Here is a 21,298-nt window from a genome sequence, read left to right on the forward strand (position 1 = left end):
AAACGCCGGAGCGTGATGAGGGGTTTTTGAACTGGTGGTACGTACTGCCTCCTGACCATTGCGCCTTTTACCGCCACCGCACCTTTGAGGTATACTTGCAGGAGACAGGTCATAAAATGACATGGAAAGATAAAAAGCGGGTAATCTTGCAAAAGAGACCTGCATGACCGCGATTGACAGCATGCTTGGCAAAGGTACGGCAGGCAGGACAGGAGAGTTAAGAGAAAGCCAACGGCACAAAACCAGACGGTGCTGAAAGAAGGACTCAGACTAAGCTCACAGGGCTGAAACTGTGGAAGCCAAGGACAGCCGGGGGAAACGCCTGGTTTACTCGCCCCTCCTTATCGCCCGCTACAACTCGTACAGGCGGAACGGGACTACCCTTCTATACCAGCGGTCCCCTACGCCTTTTCCAGGGCTACCTTAAGTGTGTTGCGTTCTATTTCCACAGCTTGTTTTTTTATCATTGTCGCTGGTACAACTGCTTTGCAAAAGCAGCTGTACTTCAATTGTTTTCGCTTATTACAGAGCGTAAAAAGTGACAAGGCCAAAAAGATGGAAACGACTTCTTTTCGGCCTTGTCGTACTTATCTTATCTTTCTCTTTAAAGTTTGTGCAGAGAAAGTCTTGAAAACAAGTTAACCGAAGCCGTAACACTCTCCACCCGTAGTTGCCTGGGTCTGGAAGCTGGTCCCCTCTTTATAAGAACAGTATCTGCCCTTTACTCTTTGGGAATCTCAAAAAAGAAGGTAGTTCCCTCGTTTTCCGCGCTCTCGAACCAGATTCTTCCCTTGTTTTACTCTGCTTTTAAAACGGTTACAGGTTCAACGTGCGCCGCCCTGATGGTTTGGGATAGGACAGTCAGTAGCCCGAATATGGCAACCAAACCAAAGCCTATGCTTACATTTATAAAACTCAAATCAACAAGACTGCTGCCTAAATCTTGTCTGATTAAATCACCGCCAAACAAGCCAGCCGGAACACCAATAAGTCCGGCAACGAGGATAAGAATGCCGAAATTTTTGGTAACTATCCACACCAATTCTTTATTGCTTGCTCCCAATACTTTTCTTATACCCAGTTCCTTAACGCGTGTTTCTACGGAGTAACTGGCTATACCTAAAATGCCCAGACCAGCTATTATCATGACGATAAGGGCTAAGCCTCCAAAAAAACCTATTCTATCTCCAATGCTTGAATAACCATCTTTTAAATTCTGAAGATTTGCTGTTTTTTCAGGAAAATGGTTTTCCCATATGGATTGAATAGCTTTAGTTGCTTCCAGTTCTGTATTTGGATTTATCTTTATGGTCAAGGTGGCTATTTCATTTGGCAAATACCGATATAGTAAAGGAGCTGTTTCGCCAATGATTTCATTGGGCATGATGCCAATGACTTGTACATAGGCAGAATCCAGTAATAGCGTTTGCCCCACTACATTCTCTGATTCAGTCGCCATCAATTTTGCGGCAGCTTCATTCACCAACACATATTGCTCAGTACTTTGGGGCATGTTTTCAGGGAAATTTTGTCCCGATTTTAAGCTGATGCCTTCTGTTTCAATTGTTTTTGGGTCAATACTTACGTAATACATTTCCAATGTTTTATCATTGAATGTTACAGAAGATTTGCCCTTTTTCATCGGTTTATAGTACCAGTTAGTCGCCAAAGTCGTTTCTACCTGGCTTAACTGGCTTATTTCGTTTTGTAGGTTTCCATATTTTTCACCTCGTAAATCAAGTGTCAGGACATTAGGTGATATGGTTGAGCTAATGATTGCATGATTTTTTATTTCATAATCGGCTAATATGACAACCAATATCATCAGCATGATGGTCACTGAAAATTGTACGACAATCAAAGCTTTGTAAATAGCAATACTCCGGAACAGCTTAATATTCTTCATTTTACGCAACACCTGTATGGGCTGAAACGCTGACAATAGCCATGACGGAAGTGCCCCAGCGACTAAGCCTGTGATAACTGCGTAGGTTAACAAGCCTAAAATCAAGATTGTATCATAAGAAAACGCCACATCCATATCGGGTATATAGTGCGTTAAAATTTCAACACATGGCATTGTAAACAACAAAGCAATCAGGGAAACAAGGGTCGATTCAGTTAAAAATTGACCAATAATTTGGCCTCTTGTTGCGCCTATCGTTTTGCGAACACCGACTTCTTTCGCCCGAGAAAAGGCACGCGCCAATGTCAAGCTGATATAGTTAAAAGCAGATAGAAGGGTTAAGGCTAGAATCAAAAATAGCTGTGTTTTGATGCCCGTCCAATCGGTGCCTGCATCGCGGTCATTTTTAATGTCATAGTTGCGAGGGGTAATGTCCTCTATGGGTTGTGCCAAAAATTTAAGATTGCTCTTATCCAATTTCCGATTATAGTTTTGGAGCGTGGTATTGAGCTGCTTTAAATGGTCTTCTGATTTTAAACGGGCGTAAATTGCTGAACTCTTGAAGTCTCCCCAATTTTGTGAACTATTAGGGAGTGCTCCTTTTTTTTCCAGCATTTTAGCAGCATTAATAGAAAGCATGGCCTCAATGGGTAGATGTGTTTCTAAAGGCGGGTCTTGAATAATTCCCCCAACGGTATAAGAACCTAAATTTTCAAATTGAACCGTTTGCCCTAAAGCATTGGCGTTGCCAAATATCTTTTCTGCTGTTTTCTCGGTTAAAAAAAGGGAAGTGGGATTAGTGCTTAGGCTTTGTGCATTACCTGACAGCAACCTAAAGCCAAAAACATCAAAGAAAGAAGGCTCTGAGAATTTTATATCAATAGGTACATCACCTCCGTCGGTTTGCAGGTTATGTTTTCCTGCCAGACGTACTTTTACCGTTTTTTTAACAAAGGAGATACTGTCCATTTGAGTCGCCAAGGGTAATGGAGCTGTTGCCCATTGGGTTTGTTCCACCTCATTTGTTTCCTGCGTGAGTATCCGTACTATTTGGTTTAATCTTGGATGAAAATGGTCTGTATCGTGATTGGCTTTTAGGCCTGTAAAAAGAATAACACCAACCGCCATACTCAATGACAAGCTCAGAATATTGACCAATGAAAAAAGTTTGTTTTTCCAGAGTATCCGTAAAGCGATTTTTAGATTGTTCTTTATCATGACTTAACATTATGACTTTTAATGACAATAGGCCAAGTACTGAGGAGAGATCCCTCTCAATTCTATTGAAAATGTTTATCTTAATTCTATAAGCTTACCTCGCTAATACCATGCTTTATGCGCCTTTATACTTAAGTAAAGGGTTCATATAAGTAAGAATATGGGTGATTTAGAATAACAACAACTAAATGTGATTAAATGCCCAAAATATGTGATGAAACCGATAAATGTTCCGGATCAAAGAAGCACATATTGCAAAACTGACTAAACAGCACATACAGTTGATACTGCGGCACTTACTTTTATCTCTGTGGGTGTTTGACGTGGAGAAGCTTATTGGTAGGATTGTCAAACGCTTCCTTGTTGTCTGGGAACATTTGTCGGGTTACACACAAGGGCACTGTTGCTAACGGTTCACAGCTTTATGAAGGCAGGGAGTTGATGTTCTGTTGCCTCACTTATTTGCTGTTGTTCAATAAAGATAATTTGTAGAAGCCAAATTCGTCAGCCCTGCTTTTCCAAAGCTGATGTTGTACGCATTGGCACAGACGTCACATAGGCATTTCAGGTGGTTCAAACTGCTTAAAATCTACATTCAACTTTAGTCCACCGCTCATTCGAACCAAACGAAATAAACATCAAATTGAGCCCAGCCATTTACCCATTGTATTCCTTAGTTTTTTATATGATAATGTAGTTTAGTAAACACAGTACTAATGATTTTAAATTTGAGCTGGTAAATACATTAACTAAAATCATGACCAAACATTTTCTTTTGATATTTGCCACACTTACAGTTGCTTTAACCTTAACAGTTTGCTGCGGAACAGAACAACAGTCTAACGCCTTTGACTTAGCTAAAGCCCATAAGGCTATTGAAAGGCTAGCAAAATTATTGGAAGAAGATTTTATTTACCCAGAAGTTGGCAAGGCTTATGCAAAAATGTTACGTGAGAATGTAGCCAGTAATACCTATTCGAAATTTAAAACTCACGTTGATTTTACGAGTGCAGTTACTGCCGATCTTCAAGCAGTCCATCCCGAAGGACACCTTAAACTTCAACATCAAAGCATTAATGTGTCGAATAATACAATGGTGACATCCGAAACCAATGGTGTCGGCAAGGCTGGTTGGATTGCTCCCGGTATTGCCTATATAAGTCTTCATGGTTTTACAGGGAACACTGAAGAGTATAACCAGTTATTGATTAGGCTTCAGGCGGTCCTTGATGATCTCTCAACAGCTAAGACTTTGATAATTGATGCACGTCCACATGTTGGAGGATCACTTCAGGAAATGGACATTATGTTTTCATATTTTTTTGATAAGCCAACGGCGTTGGTTTTAATGGATACACGCCTAGATGTGGAGAAAAGGGGTGGAAACCCTTTGACAGAAGGCAAGACGCTAAAGAGAATTGCAGGTCCCGAAGGAATTGTTCGCCGAGTTCATCAGGCAGTTCCATCAAACAAAGATACTGCTCTCAGTAAAGCCCAAATCTTTCTCTTAATATCTAATAAAACGGCCTCCGCAGGTGAGCACCTTTCATTGGCTTTGAAACGGACTAAACGAGCAACCCTTATCGGAGAAACAACTGCCGGAGCAGGACATTTTGGACGAACGACTTCCCTGGGAGGTGGTTATCAAGCTTTTATACCTGTTGGTCGCACTTTCGACCCAGATACAGAAAAAGGCTGGGAGCAAACGGGTATAGAACCACATATTAAAACTGCTGCCGAACAGGCATTTGATGAGGCTTTAAAGCGGGCCGGTGTTAACCAGTCAGCTGCTAAGAAAGCATTGGAATCATTGAAAGTAAATCAATAAGGCTCTTCCAATCTCTTGCCAGGCAACGGAGTTACTCTGCTTATCTGCACTGTGTTCGGCATAAATTTGACACCTTCTTTGTCTTTCACTCCTTTGCCGAACTCTTTTAACCTTCGTTGCATATTCTTTATCTAATATAGTAATAAACCACAAGCAATCAAGCGGACTCATAATCTTGTCCAAATCACAGGCGTCACCTGTATATAGACTTAGGCGGTCTTGCTGTTCAAATAATCGGAGCAGAGAGGGAGTCCTTGTCCCCGTAGCACTTGCCCTTCAGCCCCTGCTTTTTGTTGTCAGTCACGTTGGCAGGGGTGATGAGGAAGCGGACAAGCTGCCAGCACTGGTTTTTGATATGATGCCGCCCAGCCTCAAAAAGCCTGAAAGACACACCAATTTAAAAATTGAAAATGTGCCAACGATTAGTATATGCATAGCCCGCTGCGTAGCAAGGGATTTGTACATATAGTGTTAGAAGGATTGTTTTTCTTTTAGTATTCCTGAATAAGCACGTTTGTTGGGATATTTAAGGTCTTATGCAAACTCCTTATCATTTCTAATGTGAGCTTCCTTTTTCTGTTCAACACCTCGCTTACCCTGCTCTTGAAGCCTAGCACTCTGGCTAAGTCCTTCTGCTTTGATCCGAGTTGCTCCATTCTGAATTTTCCCGCCTCAATCGGGTCCGGTGCTTCAATTGGGAAATGGTCCTTATCGTAGGAGTCAATAAGAAATGAAAGCACCTCCAGTTCATCGCCCTCCTGCGTATCCGGTTCCACGTCGAATATATCTTCCAGCCTTTGCAGGGCCAATTGGTAATCTTCTTCTGTTTTTATCAGCTTAATATTCATTTCTTCTTTTATTAAGTTTTAGTAGCATCAACCTTGTCATATTCAGCATGCGTTCCGATGAACCGTATCCAGACAACACCATACTTGTAGTTGATTCAAAAGATTAGCCTATCGTTGTTCCCCTTTATATTGAAGACCATTCTGTTATCCTCCAGTATACTCCACCGGGGCAACATGCTTAAGGCATACAGGCACGTTGTGGCCAACAAAGGTTCGGCCGGTGTAGACGGTATGCGGGAGGAGGAGCTGGCTTTGATTTAACAGTTGGATTAAAGCGTAGCAAAAAATTCCATCGTATAATTCTTGGTCAAACGGCATAGCACTAACAGAACCGTGATACACCCTTACATCGTCACCATAGTGCTTTTTGGCCAGGTCAATGGCGGTTTCTGAAATCTCTATCCCAGTTACCTTAAGTCCAGCATCGGTGAAGATTTTTGCATTTCTGCCGTAACCAAACCCAGGTAATAAAATCTTGTTAAGCCTATTTTCTCTAAATAAGTTTAGGGTTGCGATTGCGGAATCTGCAGGCTCAAATCCCCACATAGTCTTTTTGTCTCTAAAACTTGACTCCCAGAATTCTGCCATAATATGCCCTGTAAATTCAAAATAAGAAGATATTTCTCTTTGCTTGTGGCTCACGGACTGGGCTTTGCCGTGGCGTAGCTACGGTAAAGGTGTGGTTAAATAATTTAGTTCTTATCTATTCTTCACAATTAGACTCTATTTTATTGAATAGATTTTGAAACTCCATTGTCATTTGCCCTTCTTTATTAAATCCATCCAAGTACTTCCTTTGCCTGTTGGCACAGTTCCACCAGCCATAGGTCATTAGGTCAATCTTGGCAAAAAGAAGTCTATCAGTAGAGTTTGACTGTATTTGGTACTCCTGTTCCAGCTTTTCAGGGGTTCCGCTTTTAGACTTTTTAACTTCAACGAGTTTCTTCCATTCAGCTAACAGAACTGTGGTGTCTTCTGTAATTAATGCATCTACATAGTTAACACATTCATCAGATAAGGGAGTGTTCTTCAGAAGAGCAGGATTTAAGTGTGCTTCTAATGTAAGCTTTTCCAGTTTATACACTTCTTTGAGCTGAAGAAGCGAGAGTTCTTTGTGCTTTCGCCAGAACTGGGTAGGTACTACATCTAAAGTCTTTAGTTTCTGGGTTGCTTCAAGGTACTCCTGTTCAAGCTTCTTCAGAGAATCCTGTATGTATTGGGCAGTGTAATACTCTGGATTATCTAAAGTAACATCAGTGTTTAAAGCTGTCACGCTGTTATATACAAACAGCAGGAAATAAGTATCCTTTAATTGTTTTTCTGAAAACCCATCAGGTTCATAGAACCCTACGTGATCGCAAAGCTCAGATTGCCATTCAAACTTTTTTGAACCGAACTCATCAGTCTGCACTTCCTTTCGTTCATTTTCAGAGAGTGCTCCCATTGATGTTGTACTGTTGGTGGTCACTTCCTTGCTTTGACATGAAATAATTAGCCAAAGAAGTACCACAAAGTAGCTGAGTTGACAAAGTCTGTTCTTCATTTATTTCATAACGGCTCTGCTATAAAGTGGCATAGCTAAAGTTTAGGTATGGTTAGGCACAGGAACTTCTTATGTTTTAATTTCTCCATATTCATATGTGTGGTATTTATCCTTCGCCATATATTCATCTACTATTTCGAAGGTTTTTATATCCACCCCATGTAAAGTTCTTCCCTTGTAGATAATCTTATCTTTAGTTCTTCCCCAGTTTTCTGAAATGATTTCAAAATCTGACAAGTCATCTATTGCTACAATGGTATGTCCATAGATAATATGATTTTTATCGTAAGCCCAAGGAAATTTATCAAAAGTCTTCAAACTTTTAGGGTCAGCCCCAATAATCTCACAATCATCGATGTTACTATAAAACCCAAAAAAATAGGCAGAATCACTATCCACAAAATAGTAGTTACCAATGTACTTTAATGTCTTTGGGTCAAAGTTCTCTATTAAGGTTGACTCTATATAGACATGATTGTTGTCTTTACCTAAAGTTAAGTTTTCATCTGTATCAATCGTCTGGAATGTTTTAGCATCGGCTTCTTCAATAAGCCTTTCATAACTACCACTCCCTTCATTCCAACCTTTCAAAAAGACCTTATTATCCTTTACAATATATTCTTGTTCGCAACCAAAGAGTATAAAGGACAATAAACTTATGGCGATTGATTTTTTCATTTTATTATGCCTAACGGCTCTGCTACAAAGTGGCATAGCTACTTTATAGCTCTTGTTGGGAGATGTAATTCTTCTATCAACTTCTAATCCTTAAATCTCCACAATCTGCGGATTCCATCCTGATTGGAAATTACCAAAGAGTCCTTGTCTGCTTTGATTACTCTGGTCTTAAAAAAGGGAACGTTATCCTCAATGTATATCAGTGTATCGTTTCTAAACTCATATTTTATATACTCGAACGCGTCTACAAAGAGTATTGAATCTTCTTCGATGTTAAAGCTTGCATTTTCAGTTTCTCCTGAGGTCCATACACCTTTTATATCTTCCTTAGTAAATTGAACTTGGGTTCCTGAGTTCTGTGATTCTATTGTTGGAGAAGAAGTGTTGTTTTGATGTTGGTCAATAGATTCATTTTCTATCTCTTTTACACTACAGCTTATCAGAAGCAGTACAAAAGCAAAGGTGTATATTTTCTTCATCTATTAATTCTTATACCTCCCAACGCCCTGGACTATGCGGCTGCAAAGCTGCCGTATAGATTTTGTTGGCAGTTATTTTATTATCTAATAATTAAAGCTTCCAATACCAATGAAAAGAATCCTGGAAACAGCAGAAGAATAAATGAGTAACTGTCTTCAGCAAGACTTCCCTTCACCATGTCCCAACATTGAACAAACCTAAAAGGCCTTCCTAAATGGGAAGGCGTAGCCGAAACCTAAATTATGCACTTGGTTGGCGGCCGTTTTTATTCATTATCCATTTAACTCTGCTTGTATGTCTGCCAGATACACTTTATCCAGTGGTTCGGTGTATGAATCTAATCTTTTATACCCCTTTAAATAAAGAGCTTTAGCCTTTTCCATATTCTCCTTAAAGCTTTTATACTGACCTGCTTTTTTGTAAATGAGTCCCAGATAGTAATAAGAATCCGCTAAATAGCTGTTAAGTTGAATTGATTTTTGTAAATCTTTTAATGCTTCGTCAGTGTAACCCATCTCCATTTTAAGAACTCCTAAATGCAGAAAGTCATATGGCAGCGGGGAGTAGTTGTCTTGTTGTAGCTGGTTCTCAATAATAGAGATTGCTTTCTCTTTCTGCCCAATAGCTTTATAGCATAAGGCTTTTACAATGTTCAGGTGATAGTCTCCATTTTGTGAGTAACCTATATCATACTTCACCAGTGAATCTAACTTTTCAATATCCTGAATAGCTCCCTTGTAATCTTTAACAAATTGGTATCTGCACCAACCTCTGTAACCCAAGCGTCCGGTTGGGTTTAACGCAACAGCTTTATCGATCAATTTCTTCCAAGTAATTAAGTCTCCACGCTTTAAATATGGAACAGATTTTTCATAATAGGCATAATCCAGAGAGGGGCATAGCTCAATGGCCTTATCAAATAAGCCCTGTGACTTTCTTGATCCTTGACCACCCTCTGCTTCTGTAGCTAATAAGCAAGCCTGGTAACAAGGGTCGTTTTCGGTACTATCAATTTTATAAAAGTTACAGTTTGGCTGAGAAAAGGTCAATGTTGGAAAACTTAACATCAGAATTATTAATAGGTATCTCATGGCATTATTTCGACTAAACTTCCACCCTCAACTTTAAATGTCAAGTACTGATAATAATCATAACTCTTTCCTTGATGTTCTCCAACCATCCAACCAGACATTCCCTTTGTTAAATTCAATAGCTGGTTTTTTAAATCACTACTAAATTCCTTTTCGTTAAAGTCATTGCCCATTTCCTGTACTCTAAACCTTCCGAGTCTCCCTTCACAGTTTACGATAAATCTTATGGTAATGTATCCTGTATCTTTCTTTAATCCTTTTGATTTTAGCTCTCCTATGAAATACTTATTAATCGCAAGCTTTTCTCCTTCGTACTGGATTCCATTTCCGAAATTATAATATTGAAGCACATTATTGTCATCGCATACTTTAAAATCAGGGTCATCAATCTTGGAGTTGAAATAGATGTCACCTACTTGCATAGGGTATTCTTGTTTTTTCTTTTGCCCTTGTCCGCATGAATAAAGTGTCGCCAAGAGAGCTGGTATTATTATCCATCGTTTCATGTGTAATTTCTGTCTCATCATAATGGCCACCAACGTGCTCGTGCAGCCGAAGCCCGTAGCGAAGCAAGGGTTAAGGCTGAACTGTGTTGGCAGAAGTTATTTATTTTCTTTCAAGAACTCTGACTACTTCGCCCCTTGTTGCTCCCTTAAATAATGGGCGGTATTCAACCGAAATGGGGAAACCTTCAATCCTTACGAATGAAGTGCTACTGATGGGCCTTATCTCTAATTTATCATCTGGAGCCATGTCAGGGGCATGAGCATGCGTTCCAATACGGGTGTAGTACTTGCAGTCTTCAAAAAAGACTTTGAAATTGATGCCTCGATAAGCTTCTTTTGTATGAGAGTTGAAAAGTTTCAAACTGTCTCCGTAATATAAATACTCATACTCCACATATGATGTAGATGTATCAGAATAGACTAAATGGCCATCTTTGTTGTAATATTTCTCAACTTCGCTTTCTGTACTCCATAATCCTTGAAGAAAACTATGCATCATGATAACTGCCTGTTCACTTTCCTCGCAGCAGGAAGGCTCTATTTCTTCCTTTTCCTTACAGGAAAAAAGCAGTGTGCCCATAATCAATGATATTAATAATCTCTTTTTCATCTTATATTGATTTGTGCCAACGAACTGGTGTAGACGATGTGCAAGGCGTAGCCGAGCATAGAGTATACACATGGTTGGCACTTAGTTATTTTTTCAGTAGCGCTACGAGTAGAGCAATTAGCGCCACACCTAACGCTACATAAGTTAATTGATTATTACCGCTTTCTTCTTCTGTTTCTGATGCTTTAGTCTGATTCCTATAGGCAGTAAGTATAGCGTACTCGTTCATCCAACTTTTCAGGTGCAGAGGAAGTTGTTCTTGCTCTTGGGTCTCTACCAGCTCTTCTATTTGTAGAGAATCGAGATGCTCACTTGGGAGAGGCGGCACATAGCTGAATTCTGGGTTGGAGAGATTTCTGGATATGCTACAGCCATCGATTTCGGGTATATAACCATTCTCATTCAAACTGGTATAAATAATCCACATACCCTCAGTTACAGACTTTGAACAAGAGCTGGTCGGATAGTTATAACCAACTAAAGTGGCAGCGCCTGCTTCACCTTTGATAACATCAAGAACTTTTACAGTATAAGTACTATCACTAAGGCTGATAACATCACCAACAAACACTAAAGAACTTTCTTTAATGTTTTTATAAACTCTCTCAGCTTTCCAGTTCTTGCCAATGAAAGGGACACATGCACATGCAAAAACACTGTGATTCGATAGCGTCACACCAACTACTAATACAAGTACTTTTATATAAGTCATAATTGGTACTAACGTTACTCGTGCAGCAAAGCTGAAGCGTCAGCAAGGCTTACTGCTACACCTTGTTGAGCTTTCGTAATTTTTTTAAATACTCTTCTACTACTGCATTAAACTCACCTACTGAAAAGGCAGGAACCCCATTATCTTTCTCCACCTTTTTACAATTCATATTCATGTAACTCTCCAATTTTAAGTTTTCCTTCAATGCTTAGCTTCTTGGGCAAACCATACTTCCAATTCTTAAATGTATCTGTGGTTTTCAGCTTCCCTTCATTTATTTCTACTAATCCACACGCTTTAGCTGATTCTACACTTTCCGTAAATTCTTGATAGGTAAGAATGGCATGATTCACATAGTCAACATAGCCAATGATATCCAGTAAACTCGCTCCTTCTTCACCCTTTTCTGAGTGAAATACAGACTTGATTACCAAGGAGTGAGTGTTGCTAAATTCCATTTTCTTTAACTACACATGCAGCCCAACGTACTGGGCTAAGGCATGCTTTTGTGTGCTTTAGGTGTGGATGGGCGAAGTTGATTTATTATTTCACTAATTAGTGTCAAATTTTAGTTTTAAATACTTTTCTCGTTATAAAAATTAAAATCATTAAAATAATTGTTAACGACAAGAAAGAAATATCGGTCTTCACTGGTATTCGATGTCCAGAACCATGAAACATTCCCCATAACAATAGCGCAGCAATTAAAAGTATCGAAAGAGTTAGAGTCAGTAGTCGTCTTATCAAACTTATCTTTCGTTCTGTCATCTTTTGATATCTTATCAATTTTCGTTCTTCTTCATCAATTACGCTCAACGGTACTCGTGCATAATGTGGGTGAGGCATAGCCGCAGCCTAAACTATGCACTTTGTTAGCAGGACATGTTTTTTAGCTATTTTTTTGTAAACTCGTTAGTCTGGATAGCTTTATCTACCACTACGTTGCCAGTCCCATCATTATATACAGGAACTGTATTTTGCACCCACGTCATTTTAGAAGCTGAGATAGCAGTAATCTCATGTGGTTCCGTTGTATTGCCGTTAATTTTGAATTTGATGTAGTCTTTCTCCTTTTCCTCAAATATCTGATAATCACCCGAACGCATTTCTACAAGTTGCCCATCGGCAGAAGGAGCCAACATCTTCATGGTCTTCCCATCAAATCTGAAAATCCATCCCTCAGCCCCTATTTCCTGATGAACCATGTTCCCATCCTCATCATAAAAGTTTGTCGTGATGTTTAAACAAGTCCATTCTCCTTTAATAAATTCGCTGGGTGTGCCTGGAGTTGCTGCCTCCTCTTCGCAGGCAGTAATGAATAATAAAATAAGGAAGGAAAGTAGAAAATGCTTTTTCATAACTTAATTTTTTATTGATGGTTAATTAACTGCTAACGGCTTTGCTATGGTGCGTTTATGCACTGTAGGTTTTGTTAGCTGTCGCTTTTTTTAATGTCAATTCTATACTTCACTGTTTCTCGGCCTGTATCACAATTCAATTGAACTGATTTATTATCAATCTCGACCATTTCCCAAAGGACAGAAGGAACACTCTTTTCTACTATGCTTAATTCTAAAGTTTCAGAATTGATGAATACCAGGTTTGTATTAGGAGTATCAATGAAATTCCATTGTTGCAGAAACAAGCCTTCCCCATACTGAAAGAACCAGTCGCCATATACCTTGTCACTTAGACCATAAATAAACGGTTCACTTTTTAGTGAGAAGTAAGCAGGTCCAAAGCGCACTTCTCCGTTATACTTTTGATATAGTTTAAGCTCATTAACTTCTTTCCAGACTGTTCATTGCTCGGCTGCAGACCCACCAGCAAACAGAACTTTCATTTGTTCTTTCTCTTCCTTTGTCATTGTTAGTCTTTGGAAGATTGACAATAGGCCTGCAAACAACATGATGATGAGTCCACCTATCACAATGATTGGATAGAGAGCTAAATTAGCTATTGTTAGCAGTGGATTTAAGAATCTATTGCCTTCTGTGCGCTTTTTGATTGCGCTAGTTTGCTTTATTTTGAATTGTTGCAGCATTCTTAATTAAAGTACCAGCTAACGGTCTCGTACAGGCTGCGAACGAGGTATAGCCGAGTATGGAGCCTGTGCCGTGTTATGTGGTGCAGTTTTTTAGTGAGATTCCGATACTAGGCTATCTGCGAGTTTTACATCGAAGTTAGACAGAACTAAATATATTTTAACTTCATATTCAAGATCAAGGTAACTCTTCGACGTTTTTAGATATAGTCGAAAAAAGAGGAACCCAAGTGATAATCAATAGAATCATTAGGAGGAAGATGTTGATGTTTTTATCTCCTAAAATGGAAGAAGCTATAAACCCACCTAAAATAACACCGTCGATAAAAAAGGCGAGTACTATCAATTGGATCGCTTTAGCTTTAAAGAGTAATTTCCCAACTTTTACTTCTCTCATATTTTTCTTTCTGTTGTGAGTCTTTTCTGATGAAATGCAATAAATCCTCTATCACTTTGCGTAAAGCAGCCTAATTTTTCGCCCTTTAAAAATTCGTACTAGATGAACAGTTCAGCACTCAAATCTTCTTTCTATTAATTTTCTTTGCCACATAATGTGTTCGTGCATAATGTGGGGAGGCAAAGCTGATCCCTAATTATGAACTGTGTTGGGTGCTGGCGTTTTTCATTTTTATTACTTTCACATCTACCTTTTGATTAGATGGCCACATATGAATTTCATAAAAGTCATTCCCATCAAGTCCATCCTCACTAAGCTTATCAAGATTACCGTAGTAAATTCTGACTCTATAAGTTCCTTTATTAACTTCGATTCTCTGTGCTTCTGGAAAATAATCCGTACAACCTGCTACCACTATTTTTCCTGAAGTTGCTTCTAAGTCACATTCATTAATCTGCTCAAAAGGAGTTAAGTCAAAGGGTAACTCTGGTTCTGAATCAAAAATTTGTATAGTAACAGGAACATCCATATTTCTTGCTGTTCCTACCCCAATCGTTCCTGGCGCCAGAGCTAAAAGTTTGTCAACAGCCTCTTGAGTCCAAGAATCTGAAAGATTTCTTTCCGCCAGCTCATCTTGAAGATAGAACTGAAAGTAATCAGCAAATAAGTCTGTTTTGATTTCTTTTATCTTCATCTATAATTTCGATTGCACCCAACGGTGCTGGTATATGCGACTTGCGAGGCTTTAGCCGAAGCATGAAGTATATACTGGGTTAGCAACTTTAATTTTTTATTCTTTAATAAGTATGACATCCGCAGTTTTGGCTATCTCACCGCTGAACACCTTCCTCTCTTCCTTGCTTCTGTGCGGAGTGAAGTTGATGAGCAAGCTGTTGCTTATTCTGCTCAGTTCGTCAATGTTGTAAGTATCCATGTACTCGTATTTATCCTCAGCCATTGCAGAGGAATATAAGATGTGCCTTTCCCTGATTGTCTTCAACTCTTTGTCCGTCTCCAATATGGCCAAACCGTTCGTGAGAAAGATTCTTTCTCCAATGATTATAGGGTTAGTCGTGTTTTGAAGCGGTTTAGGGTATTTCTGTACTTCTGCCTTAACCGTGTCCAGAATATAGACATACCCCACGTTCGCATTATCCTCTGTTACCATGTCAAAGATTGTGAAGCCTACCTTGCTTTTGTCAATCACGACTTTGGAGATGTCATAGGCTTCTGTTTTGAATAAGCTTTTGCCGTTCTGCTTAATTTCAAGGTCGTAGAATTCTTCTTTGGTGGGAGAGTCATGGATATCAAGTGTGTAAGTGCCGAGCCTGTAGGTTCCAGTTTTTTCTATGCGGATTGTGTTCTGGTCTATGCTCTTTGCTGCCTTAGCTACGGTAAAATATGCTGTGTCTGCTTTGTCAGGGAGCCTGCCGCTGGTAGCGGTTTCTCCTTTTTCAACTGAACTATCTGTCAGCTTTATGGAACTAACTGAATCTTCAATAGGCGAACTACTGTTGCTTTCTGTGGTACAACTCAACTGTCCGATAAGTAGGAGAATAATAGCTATAGCGGTAAATCTCCTTTTTAAATTCATCTGCAAAATTCAATTCTATTTATTGGTGCTAACGGGTGGTGCTATAATATGAGCAAGGCGTAGCCGCAGCTTAGATTATGCACAGGGTTATGGCTTATTGTTCTTTTGAGCACAAGCACTAACTTGATGTTAGAACTAATTTTGAAAGAGCAGCTCAAAAGAGATGTTGCTTTATTCTTTTATCCACCTACTTATTTATTAGCCTTACAATCCCATCTATGATTCCATAGAAGCCAACTAAAAAGAAAATTAGCCCACTTAGAAAGACTTTTAACGTAGCTGGATATATCATACTACCTGTGTCGCACTTCCAAAACTTATTATTTTTCATAACTAAGATTCCAACTGGAATGAAAAATAAACAAAGCAAATGACCCAAGTTCATGATACAGATTCGCAGACAATTTTAAATTAAATACCCCATAACGTACTTGTATAAACGACGGCGAGGCCGTCGGCCGGTGCTGACGTTTACATGTGGTTAGGCGGTGTATTTTCTAGTTTTAAGCCAGTGAATATGACCTAAAATTTGTTTCCAATAATAGCTTTATTTCTTTAAAATTTTCAGTTTCATTTTCCTTTACATGAAGGATTTTTCCAGACATGAAAGTAAGATATAAATGGTGAGTATCGTGCCGATTCAATGGAGTTGTAAAATGCCATTTTTTTAAATCTGCTAGATTATATAATTTCTTTGTTCTTAAGTATACCCTAGATACAATCATTTGATTTTTTAACAATTGTATTTCCTTTAAACTTATTAAATTATAAAGAGGCAATAAAACAAGTGAAACATTAACTATTACTAATAGAATATAATTTAACCATTGGGAGTTAGGGTCAGCGTTATTTAATGGGTTTTTAAAGATTAAATAGTTTAAGCCTATTCCAAGTAAAATTGTTAAAAAAGAAGTCGTGGTAAACTTAGTTCTTGTTTTCACTTATATATTTATATTTGAAATTATATACCGCCTAACGGTTTGTACATAAAGCGAGCGAGGCGCAGCCGTAGCTTGGCTTATGTGCTGGGTTAGCAGAGATTTTATTTGTACAGATTAGAATAGTCTTCATATGTCCTTAACTGATGCGGAGCCAACTGCTGAGCCATTTCTCTATCTTTCTCTGCTTCTTCTCTTTTCCCAAGTATAAATTTGGCGGCACCTCTATTATAATAGGCACTGTGTAGATATTGAAAATCAGGCCCATTTTTGATTACCTCGCTATAATCTTCTATGGCGAGTTCGTATTTATGCTGGCTTAACCTGCTATCAGCTCTCCTGAATAAAAATTCTGAGTCATTTGGGTATGCTTCTAACGCATCAGTCAGCATTTCTTCAATTGTAGAGTCACTACTATGGATATGGATATTAGCCCAATACAGCTTTACATATACATTTCTGTCTCTATAACCTTTTTCTATCGCTCTTTCAAAGTATTCTGCCGCTTGTCTCTTTCCCTGTACATCTATGGCATCATTGCCTTCATCAGATTTTTCTATACCTAATTGATAGAGCGTTTTTGCGGACGTGAAAAAGTAAGGGTCTGATAAAATGTATATAGCGGTTCCAAGTATTATAGTGATTATTATAAATGGAATCAGCTTTTTCATTTTACTTCTATACTTTAATTTACTGCTAACGGCTCTGCTTTGCGGCTGGCGGATTAACGAGTAAAGATGTTGATTCTCTTAGACCGAACAGCAAAGTAATATAGTGATAATAAGATTTAAACCCGCCTGACGTGAAGGTTTTGTTAGGCGTAGAGACTTCTTTCTACTGCTTCTGACCTTTATATACTGGTGGCGGCAAAGAGTTGGGTGGCAGGGGGTGTAACGGCAGCACGTGCTTTCTTGCTAAACTATCAAAAGTGGCTATAAGGGAAACTGTGTCCATTCCCTTTGCCCTCATTCCTTCATCTACCTGGTACCGAAGCAACGAATCAGAAACAATTTTCAATGCTCCTTCAGCCCTTCTTGGGGTAAAACTTACCACTCTTACTCTTCCGTCAGTTGTAATAAGAAGCAGCATGTAATCGAACCCATGGTATATTCCTGTCTCTTCTGGATTTAGGTTGAATAATGATGTGTCAGCAGGATAGCTCTCAGCCAGTTTAGGGAATATTTTTGCTAAATTCTCATCAGTTGTAGTGAAGGCGTGTAATGGAGAGTTGAAGCTGTCTCTTTTAACAACTGTGAGAATATTATCTGATGCTACTAATTCATGTAGGCTGGCAAGATAGAAATCGTACCCATCTCTTGTTGGCTTTTCTCTGTAAGAGTACCCAACAAGAGAAATCTTTTCTATAGAGGCTGGCTCCGTTTTAGTTGACGGCTGGGAACAACTCATTATGAGCAACAACACAAACAGAATTTGATATTTCATTTCTTTAAGCCTAACGTTCTGGACTATAAAGTGCTTTAGTACTTTATAGGTGTTGTTGAGTTAAGGTATTCTTCGAGTTTTATTCCCCTGATTGTAGTCCAGTACTCTTCTCTTACATCATCATCGATGGCTACCGATACTTTGTTTGCCCAATGGTAGTCACCACCTTTCTTTTTGCAACCAGACACCCAGTATTCTTCGCCTGTTTCTGTGTCAAAGAAATTACCTGCTATTTTCTCGCTTCCTGCCCGCTGTAAAGTTTTGTCCTTATAGTACACGGTCTGCATAGTTCTTGAAAACGTTACTCTACCTATTCTGGCTTCTCCTGTTTCCTTATTTTCAAGGTACATTATTCGAGTTTTCATAACGCCAATTGATACATGACTGTGGACAATTCTATACTTACTACTTTGACTCAACGGACTGGGCTTTGCGGTGGCACAGCTACCGTGAAGCTATTGTTGAGTATTGTTGTTTTTATTCGGCAACTCTTCATTTGGGTCAAATTCAGCGTTAAGGCGTTTAGCGTTTTCCTCAACTGTTGTCGTAAAGCCTATTTCTTTTCTGCGCTTGTTCACATTCTCCACGTCTTCAATGGGCCAGATAACTTGCTCCCCTTCTGGTCTTACCCAACTCGCTGCCTGAGTACCGTAAATCTGCTTCTTTCCCTGAAACATCAGTAGCCTGTCACGCATCTTGGCCGCATCAGTAGCACTTGCTTCGCCTTTCTTAGCCAACTCTTCCATCTGGGGAAGGTATTTTTCAATTGTTTCTGTGTTAGAGTGCTGTACCACATAAAATATGGCGCTGGCAGCCTTTTCTCCAATTCTGCTTTTAGGTAGCCATCCGAATTGCTCGATGATAGGTATAACTCTTGTCTGATTAACTGAGTCAACAGCCATCACTTTCTTAGAATAAGCTATACTCGCTTCAGGGCTGCTTATAGTATCCCAGTCAATGTTGCGGATACTTTGGTCTAGATCGTACACTTCTTCCAACTCCCTTTGTAGTGCTGCATAGTCTGGCTGCTGCTCTTTAACTGATGTATCGGAAGTGTTATCAACTGAGAACTGGCACCCAGCCAATAGAAACAGGATAATAATAGATTGTTTTAACTTCATAGTTATCAATATTACTCAACGGACTGGCCTAAACTGTGGCATAGCTAAAGTTTAGGCGTGGTTAGGGTTCTGTTGTTCTTTCTTTTCAGCCATGACAGAAGAAGGTAATAGAATTCCCAAAGCATTACTGTCGTCCATAGACTGTAAAGGAAGTAGTTGAAAATTCTTTCTCTTTCAGGTATCAGAGGGTGCCCACCGAATGGATTAGATTCATTAACGTAAATCTTCAGAGTCAAAAGAGCTGTAGCAAAAGCAATTATTGGAAGCATTACCACAACCCTTTTTCTTAAATCGCTTTCAATCAGCGCGGCACCGATACTAAGGTGAAGTCTGTAAAAAAGAAACACCCATAATAAAAGCGCAAAGAGAACACCAAAACCTGCATTGTAAATCATAATGAAATAGCCAATTACGCACGCAATCCCAACGCCCAAGGTATAGTACCCTAAGCTTTTTAGGTAATGCGTGAGTCTGTTAACTAATTCAACATCTTTCATAATTTCTATTGACCCTAACGGGTTGTACAGAAGGTGAGCAAGGCGTAGCCGAAGCATAACTTCTGTGCTGGGTTATGCAGAGTAGTTCTTCAGGTTTCATACTTTTCCCACAAGCTTACAGCTTAGCAACTTACTCTGATACAGTTTTGATAATAATAGGTCTGTATTCCAAAGAATAAATGGTATCTGGCGTGGCAACATAGCTCCCAAGCCCCCTCTCAGAACTGCCCATACAAAGTACCTCATAATAGGAGCTATCTGCTTTCAGAAGAACACAGTGGTATAAGCCTTCATCTTGTATAACTTCCTGTATGGCTGAATCAGATAGAAAGCCAACTTCTCTTTTACTGTCGTTAAGCTTTCGCTGAACAAAACTTGCTTGACCGAATATTGGGGAATAATCAGTCAGTGCATAAGGATTATGTATCCAAACTATGGTTCTGCTTTGGATATAGCAATTTTGATTAATCAGATATCCTACAACGAAGTAGGTTGTGGAGAGCCAAATTGCTGCACCAACTGCTGCTAATGCTCCTTTCTTCATTCAGTAATTCCTATTTTGCATAACGGCCGCGTGCATAAGAAGCCTGAAGCGTCAGCAAGGGTTACTTATGCATTGTGTTATATGGCCTTTTTCTTCTTATCTTTCTCTATTTGATGTCGCATGTAGTAAAACCCTCCTCCTGCCGCAGCAATACCTACTATAGCGTCTATACCTGTATAGTGAGCGATGAACCCCGCAGGGACTCCAGCTATCACTCCCCCAATCAAAGCATACTTCACATACTTCCTGCTGTCGCTCTGCGTCTCACGTAGTAGCTTATTATTTATGCTATGATAGTTAAAGTTGCTTATGAGAGCCTGTTGATAGTTTAAGATGAAGTTTTCCCAGAGTTTTTCTTCTTTAGTTGTAACAGCCTGAGAAGTAGGAGTAACATTGCATAGTACATTAACTTCAGGGCCTTTTATTTCAATATCCGTAAGGCTCTTCCACTTCAGCGGATTGTATGTGAACATATTCTGAAGCGTACTGCCCCTTCTAAATGTCAAAGAGTCTGGTGTACTGCTTTCAAGCTTAAAGCCTTGGCTAAGGAAATAATCCTTTGTCGCTTGAACTACCTCAGCCTTCGGTTTATCTGTTTTGAATTTTAGTATTGTTTTCATTATTGATTTGAAATGCCATATAACGGCTTGTACATAAGGCGAGCGAGGTATAGCCGAAGCTTGACTTATGTGCTGGGTTATGTAGTGTTTTTCTTTCTTCTATGGCAGGTTGTCCCAGTCGACTTCTGGATTATTAAGTAACGACTGAAGATAATCCCTGTCTGGACTTACCAATGTTCCGTAATCAGTAGCCGATGGAATGACAACTTCAAAAAGATAGTCACACTTAATTTTCAGCAATTCATACCTTCTGTTTCCTTTGATTTTATCCAAGTCTAAGTAATCTGGCGGCAGCTGGTTTAACTGTATTAATTCAATTCCCCCTTTCCAATCAGGCATCAAGGGCTTAAATTCTTCTGTCGGCAGAATGAAGTCAAACTTCAGTCCTTTGGCAAGAACATTTAGATTCTGCACTTCTTCTTTAACTGGTAGACTATACTTCTGCCATTGGAATCCACTTTCTGTTGTATGGTTATGGACCCAAACATACTTATGGCTGTCCCGAATCAAGTACTTGAGGATTCCTGTAGTAGCAAAGTCAAGAACTATCCTATACCTACCATGGGCGGTCTCTTTGATACAGTTTATGTTCTCTTTAAAGTCTACTTCTTTCATGATGCAAATACTACATAACGTTTAGTACAGGCTGCGGGCGAGGCGTAGCCGAGTATGGAGCCTGT

Annotated in this window: 28 protein-coding genes and 1 pseudogene; 1 reads left to right on the forward strand and 28 read right to left on the reverse strand. The window is 39.3% G+C overall.

Features of this window, described 5'->3' with window-relative positions:
* Positions 1-796: 796 nt before the first annotated feature.
* On the reverse strand, positions 797-3,124 hold the full coding sequence (locus CHB92_RS22035) for an ABC transporter permease (protein ID WP_089321412.1): 2,328 nt from the start codon (positions 3,122-3,124) through the stop codon (positions 797-799).
* Between the two features lie 757 nt (positions 3,125-3,881).
* On the opposite strand from CHB92_RS22035, the gene CHB92_RS22045 reads away from it, so the two are divergent.
* Positions 3,882-4,952, forward strand: a complete 1,071-nt coding sequence (locus CHB92_RS22045) for a S41 family peptidase (RefSeq protein WP_089321414.1) — start codon at positions 3,882-3,884, stop codon at positions 4,950-4,952.
* Positions 4,953-5,190: 238 nt separating this feature from the next.
* Here CHB92_RS22045 and CHB92_RS26575 read toward each other — a convergent pair.
* The 27 genes and pseudogenes from CHB92_RS26575 to CHB92_RS22175 form a co-directional block, all read right to left on the reverse strand.
* A pseudogene (locus tag CHB92_RS26575) lies at positions 5,191-5,313 on the reverse strand (IS982 family transposase); the annotation flags it as partial.
* A gap of 130 nt (positions 5,314-5,443) precedes the next feature.
* On the reverse strand, positions 5,444-5,800 hold the full coding sequence (locus CHB92_RS22050; RefSeq protein ID WP_089321415.1) for a helix-turn-helix domain-containing protein: 357 nt from the start codon (positions 5,798-5,800) through the stop codon (positions 5,444-5,446).
* Positions 5,801-5,811: 11 nt separating this feature from the next.
* Entirely contained in the window at positions 5,812-5,895 is an 84-nt protein-coding gene (locus CHB92_RS26580) for a type II toxin-antitoxin system HigB family toxin (RefSeq protein WP_444850685.1), read from the reverse strand.
* A gap of 49 nt (positions 5,896-5,944) precedes the next feature.
* Positions 5,945-6,442: a class I SAM-dependent methyltransferase gene (locus CHB92_RS22060; protein ID WP_308701871.1), complete on the reverse strand. Its 498-nt coding sequence runs from the start codon at positions 6,440-6,442 to the stop codon at positions 5,945-5,947.
* A gap of 61 nt (positions 6,443-6,503) precedes the next feature.
* Positions 6,504-7,244, reverse strand: coding sequence for a hypothetical protein (locus tag CHB92_RS22065; RefSeq protein ID WP_089321416.1), 741 nt, complete (start codon positions 7,242-7,244; stop codon positions 6,504-6,506).
* Between the two features lie 168 nt (positions 7,245-7,412).
* Positions 7,413-8,021, reverse strand: a complete 609-nt coding sequence (locus CHB92_RS22070) for a DKNYY domain-containing protein (RefSeq protein ID WP_179223132.1) — start codon at positions 8,019-8,021, stop codon at positions 7,413-7,415.
* 83 nt (positions 8,022-8,104) lie between these two features.
* The gene (locus CHB92_RS22075) at positions 8,105-8,500 is read right to left on the reverse strand and encodes a hypothetical protein (RefSeq protein ID WP_089321418.1); all 396 of its coding nucleotides are present in this window, start codon (positions 8,498-8,500) and stop codon (positions 8,105-8,107) included.
* Between the two features lie 273 nt (positions 8,501-8,773).
* Complete coding sequence (locus CHB92_RS22080; protein WP_089321419.1) at positions 8,774-9,592, reverse strand: tetratricopeptide repeat protein; 819 nt, start codon at positions 9,590-9,592, stop codon at positions 8,774-8,776.
* The gene (locus CHB92_RS22085; RefSeq protein WP_089321420.1) at positions 9,589-10,098 is read right to left on the reverse strand and encodes a hypothetical protein; all 510 of its coding nucleotides are present in this window, start codon (positions 10,096-10,098) and stop codon (positions 9,589-9,591) included. Before CHB92_RS22085 ends, CHB92_RS22080 begins: the two co-directional genes overlap by 4 nt.
* Positions 10,099-10,198: 100 nt before the next feature.
* Entirely contained in the window at positions 10,199-10,708 is a 510-nt protein-coding gene (locus CHB92_RS22090) for a hypothetical protein (RefSeq protein ID WP_144266365.1), read from the reverse strand.
* A gap of 85 nt (positions 10,709-10,793) precedes the next feature.
* Positions 10,794-11,420: a hypothetical protein gene (locus CHB92_RS22095; RefSeq protein ID WP_089321422.1), complete on the reverse strand. Its 627-nt coding sequence runs from the start codon at positions 11,418-11,420 to the stop codon at positions 10,794-10,796.
* Between the two features lie 158 nt (positions 11,421-11,578).
* Positions 11,579-11,878: a hypothetical protein gene (locus CHB92_RS22100; RefSeq protein ID WP_089321423.1), complete on the reverse strand. Its 300-nt coding sequence runs from the start codon at positions 11,876-11,878 to the stop codon at positions 11,579-11,581.
* A gap of 435 nt (positions 11,879-12,313) precedes the next feature.
* A complete protein-coding gene (locus tag CHB92_RS22105) occupies positions 12,314-12,778 on the reverse strand; it encodes a hypothetical protein (RefSeq protein ID WP_089321424.1) in 465 nt (154 codons plus the stop codon).
* Positions 12,779-12,852: 74 nt separating this feature from the next.
* Positions 12,853-13,167, reverse strand: a complete 315-nt coding sequence (locus CHB92_RS22110) for a hypothetical protein (RefSeq protein WP_089321425.1) — start codon at positions 13,165-13,167, stop codon at positions 12,853-12,855.
* A gap of 54 nt (positions 13,168-13,221) precedes the next feature.
* Entirely contained in the window at positions 13,222-13,464 is a 243-nt protein-coding gene (locus tag CHB92_RS22115; RefSeq protein ID WP_089321426.1) for a hypothetical protein, read from the reverse strand.
* A 178-nt stretch (positions 13,465-13,642) separates the two neighbouring features.
* On the reverse strand, positions 13,643-13,861 hold the full coding sequence (locus CHB92_RS22120) for a hypothetical protein (protein ID WP_089321427.1): 219 nt from the start codon (positions 13,859-13,861) through the stop codon (positions 13,643-13,645).
* A gap of 196 nt (positions 13,862-14,057) precedes the next feature.
* Positions 14,058-14,555 carry a hypothetical protein gene (locus CHB92_RS22125; RefSeq protein WP_179223133.1) on the reverse strand — a complete coding sequence of 166 codons (498 nt, stop codon included), beginning with the start codon at positions 14,553-14,555 and terminating at the stop codon, positions 14,058-14,060.
* A gap of 96 nt (positions 14,556-14,651) precedes the next feature.
* Complete coding sequence (locus CHB92_RS22130; protein ID WP_144266366.1) at positions 14,652-15,455, reverse strand: hypothetical protein; 804 nt, start codon at positions 15,453-15,455, stop codon at positions 14,652-14,654.
* 503 nt (positions 15,456-15,958) lie between these two features.
* Positions 15,959-16,396, reverse strand: a complete 438-nt coding sequence (locus tag CHB92_RS25570; RefSeq protein WP_144266367.1) for a hypothetical protein — start codon at positions 16,394-16,396, stop codon at positions 15,959-15,961.
* 101 nt (positions 16,397-16,497) lie between these two features.
* Positions 16,498-17,064: a tetratricopeptide repeat protein gene (locus tag CHB92_RS22140; RefSeq protein WP_089321430.1), complete on the reverse strand. Its 567-nt coding sequence runs from the start codon at positions 17,062-17,064 to the stop codon at positions 16,498-16,500.
* A 163-nt stretch (positions 17,065-17,227) separates the two neighbouring features.
* Complete coding sequence (locus tag CHB92_RS22145; protein ID WP_089321431.1) at positions 17,228-17,836, reverse strand: hypothetical protein; 609 nt, start codon at positions 17,834-17,836, stop codon at positions 17,228-17,230.
* Between the two features lie 35 nt (positions 17,837-17,871).
* A complete protein-coding gene (locus tag CHB92_RS22150) occupies positions 17,872-18,201 on the reverse strand; it encodes a hypothetical protein (RefSeq protein WP_218824295.1) in 330 nt (109 codons plus the stop codon).
* Between the two features lie 90 nt (positions 18,202-18,291).
* Entirely contained in the window at positions 18,292-18,957 is a 666-nt protein-coding gene (locus CHB92_RS22155) for a DUF6624 domain-containing protein (RefSeq protein WP_089321433.1), read from the reverse strand.
* 44 nt (positions 18,958-19,001) lie between these two features.
* Entirely contained in the window at positions 19,002-19,454 is a 453-nt protein-coding gene (locus CHB92_RS22160; RefSeq protein ID WP_144266368.1) for a hypothetical protein, read from the reverse strand.
* A gap of 130 nt (positions 19,455-19,584) precedes the next feature.
* Positions 19,585-19,998: a hypothetical protein gene (locus CHB92_RS22165; RefSeq protein WP_089321435.1), complete on the reverse strand. Its 414-nt coding sequence runs from the start codon at positions 19,996-19,998 to the stop codon at positions 19,585-19,587.
* Positions 19,999-20,075: 77 nt separating this feature from the next.
* Positions 20,076-20,618 (reverse strand): hypothetical protein, encoded by a 543-nt coding sequence (locus CHB92_RS22170; RefSeq protein ID WP_089321436.1) that lies wholly within the window; start codon positions 20,616-20,618, stop codon positions 20,076-20,078.
* Between the two features lie 99 nt (positions 20,619-20,717).
* A complete protein-coding gene (locus CHB92_RS22175) occupies positions 20,718-21,233 on the reverse strand; it encodes a hypothetical protein (protein ID WP_089321437.1) in 516 nt (171 codons plus the stop codon).
* Positions 21,234-21,298: the final 65 nt, after the last annotated feature.

Origin of the sequence: Pontibacter ummariensis (assembly GCF_900188175.1) — a bacterium.
GTDB classification, from domain to species: Bacteria; Bacteroidota; Bacteroidia; order Cytophagales; family Hymenobacteraceae; genus Pontibacter; species Pontibacter ummariensis.

Coding starts and splice junctions, on each gene's coding strand:
- CHB92_RS22050 (WP_089321415.1), bottom strand. CDS start 5,800: ATGAATATTAAGCTGATAAAAACAGAAGAAGATTACCAATTGGCCCTG.
- CHB92_RS22140 (WP_089321430.1), bottom strand. CDS start 17,064: ATGAAAAAGCTGATTCCATTTATAATAATCACTATAATACTTGGAACC.
- CHB92_RS22130 (WP_144266366.1), bottom strand. CDS start 15,455: ATGAATTTAAAAAGGAGATTTACCGCTATAGCTATTATTCTCCTACTT.
- CHB92_RS22115 (WP_089321426.1), bottom strand. CDS start 13,464: ATGCTGCAACAATTCAAAATAAAGCAAACTAGCGCAATCAAAAAGCGC.
- CHB92_RS22080 (WP_089321419.1), bottom strand. CDS start 9,592: ATGAGATACCTATTAATAATTCTGATGTTAAGTTTTCCAACATTGACC.
- CHB92_RS22145 (WP_089321431.1), bottom strand. CDS start 17,836: ATGAAATATCAAATTCTGTTTGTGTTGTTGCTCATAATGAGTTGTTCC.
- CHB92_RS22070 (WP_179223132.1), bottom strand. CDS start 8,021: ATGAAAAAATCAATCGCCATAAGTTTATTGTCCTTTATACTCTTTGGT.
- CHB92_RS22105 (WP_089321424.1), bottom strand. CDS start 12,778: ATGAAAAAGCATTTTCTACTTTCCTTCCTTATTTTATTATTCATTACT.
- CHB92_RS22120 (WP_089321427.1), bottom strand. CDS start 13,861: ATGAGAGAAGTAAAAGTTGGGAAATTACTCTTTAAAGCTAAAGCGATC.
- CHB92_RS22075 (WP_089321418.1), bottom strand. CDS start 8,500: ATGAAGAAAATATACACCTTTGCTTTTGTACTGCTTCTGATAAGCTGT.
- CHB92_RS22155 (WP_089321433.1), bottom strand. CDS start 18,957: ATGAAGTTAAAACAATCTATTATTATCCTGTTTCTATTGGCTGGGTGC.
- CHB92_RS22085 (WP_089321420.1), bottom strand. CDS start 10,098: ATGAAACGATGGATAATAATACCAGCTCTCTTGGCGACACTTTATTCA.
- CHB92_RS22165 (WP_089321435.1), bottom strand. CDS start 19,998: ATGAAGAAAGGAGCATTAGCAGCAGTTGGTGCAGCAATTTGGCTCTCC.
- CHB92_RS22090 (WP_144266365.1), bottom strand. CDS start 10,708: ATGAAAAAGAGATTATTAATATCATTGATTATGGGCACACTGCTTTTT.
- CHB92_RS22170 (WP_089321436.1), bottom strand. CDS start 20,618: ATGAAAACAATACTAAAATTCAAAACAGATAAACCGAAGGCTGAGGTA.
- CHB92_RS22175 (WP_089321437.1), bottom strand. CDS start 21,233: ATGAAAGAAGTAGACTTTAAAGAGAACATAAACTGTATCAAAGAGACC.
- CHB92_RS22160 (WP_144266368.1), bottom strand. CDS start 19,454: ATGAAAGATGTTGAATTAGTTAACAGACTCACGCATTACCTAAAAAGC.
- CHB92_RS22035 (WP_089321412.1), bottom strand. CDS start 3,124: ATGATAAAGAACAATCTAAAAATCGCTTTACGGATACTCTGGAAAAAC.
- CHB92_RS22150 (WP_218824295.1), bottom strand. CDS start 18,201: ATGAAAACTCGAATAATGTACCTTGAAAATAAGGAAACAGGAGAAGCC.
- CHB92_RS22065 (WP_089321416.1), bottom strand. CDS start 7,244: ATGGGAGCACTCTCTGAAAATGAACGAAAGGAAGTGCAGACTGATGAG.
- CHB92_RS22095 (WP_089321422.1), bottom strand. CDS start 11,420: ATGACTTATATAAAAGTACTTGTATTAGTAGTTGGTGTGACGCTATCG.
- CHB92_RS22100 (WP_089321423.1), bottom strand. CDS start 11,878: ATGGAATTTAGCAACACTCACTCCTTGGTAATCAAGTCTGTATTTCAC.
- CHB92_RS22045 (WP_089321414.1), top strand. CDS start 3,882: ATGACCAAACATTTTCTTTTGATATTTGCCACACTTACAGTTGCTTTA.
- CHB92_RS22125 (WP_179223133.1), bottom strand. CDS start 14,555: ATGAAGATAAAAGAAATCAAAACAGACTTATTTGCTGATTACTTTCAG.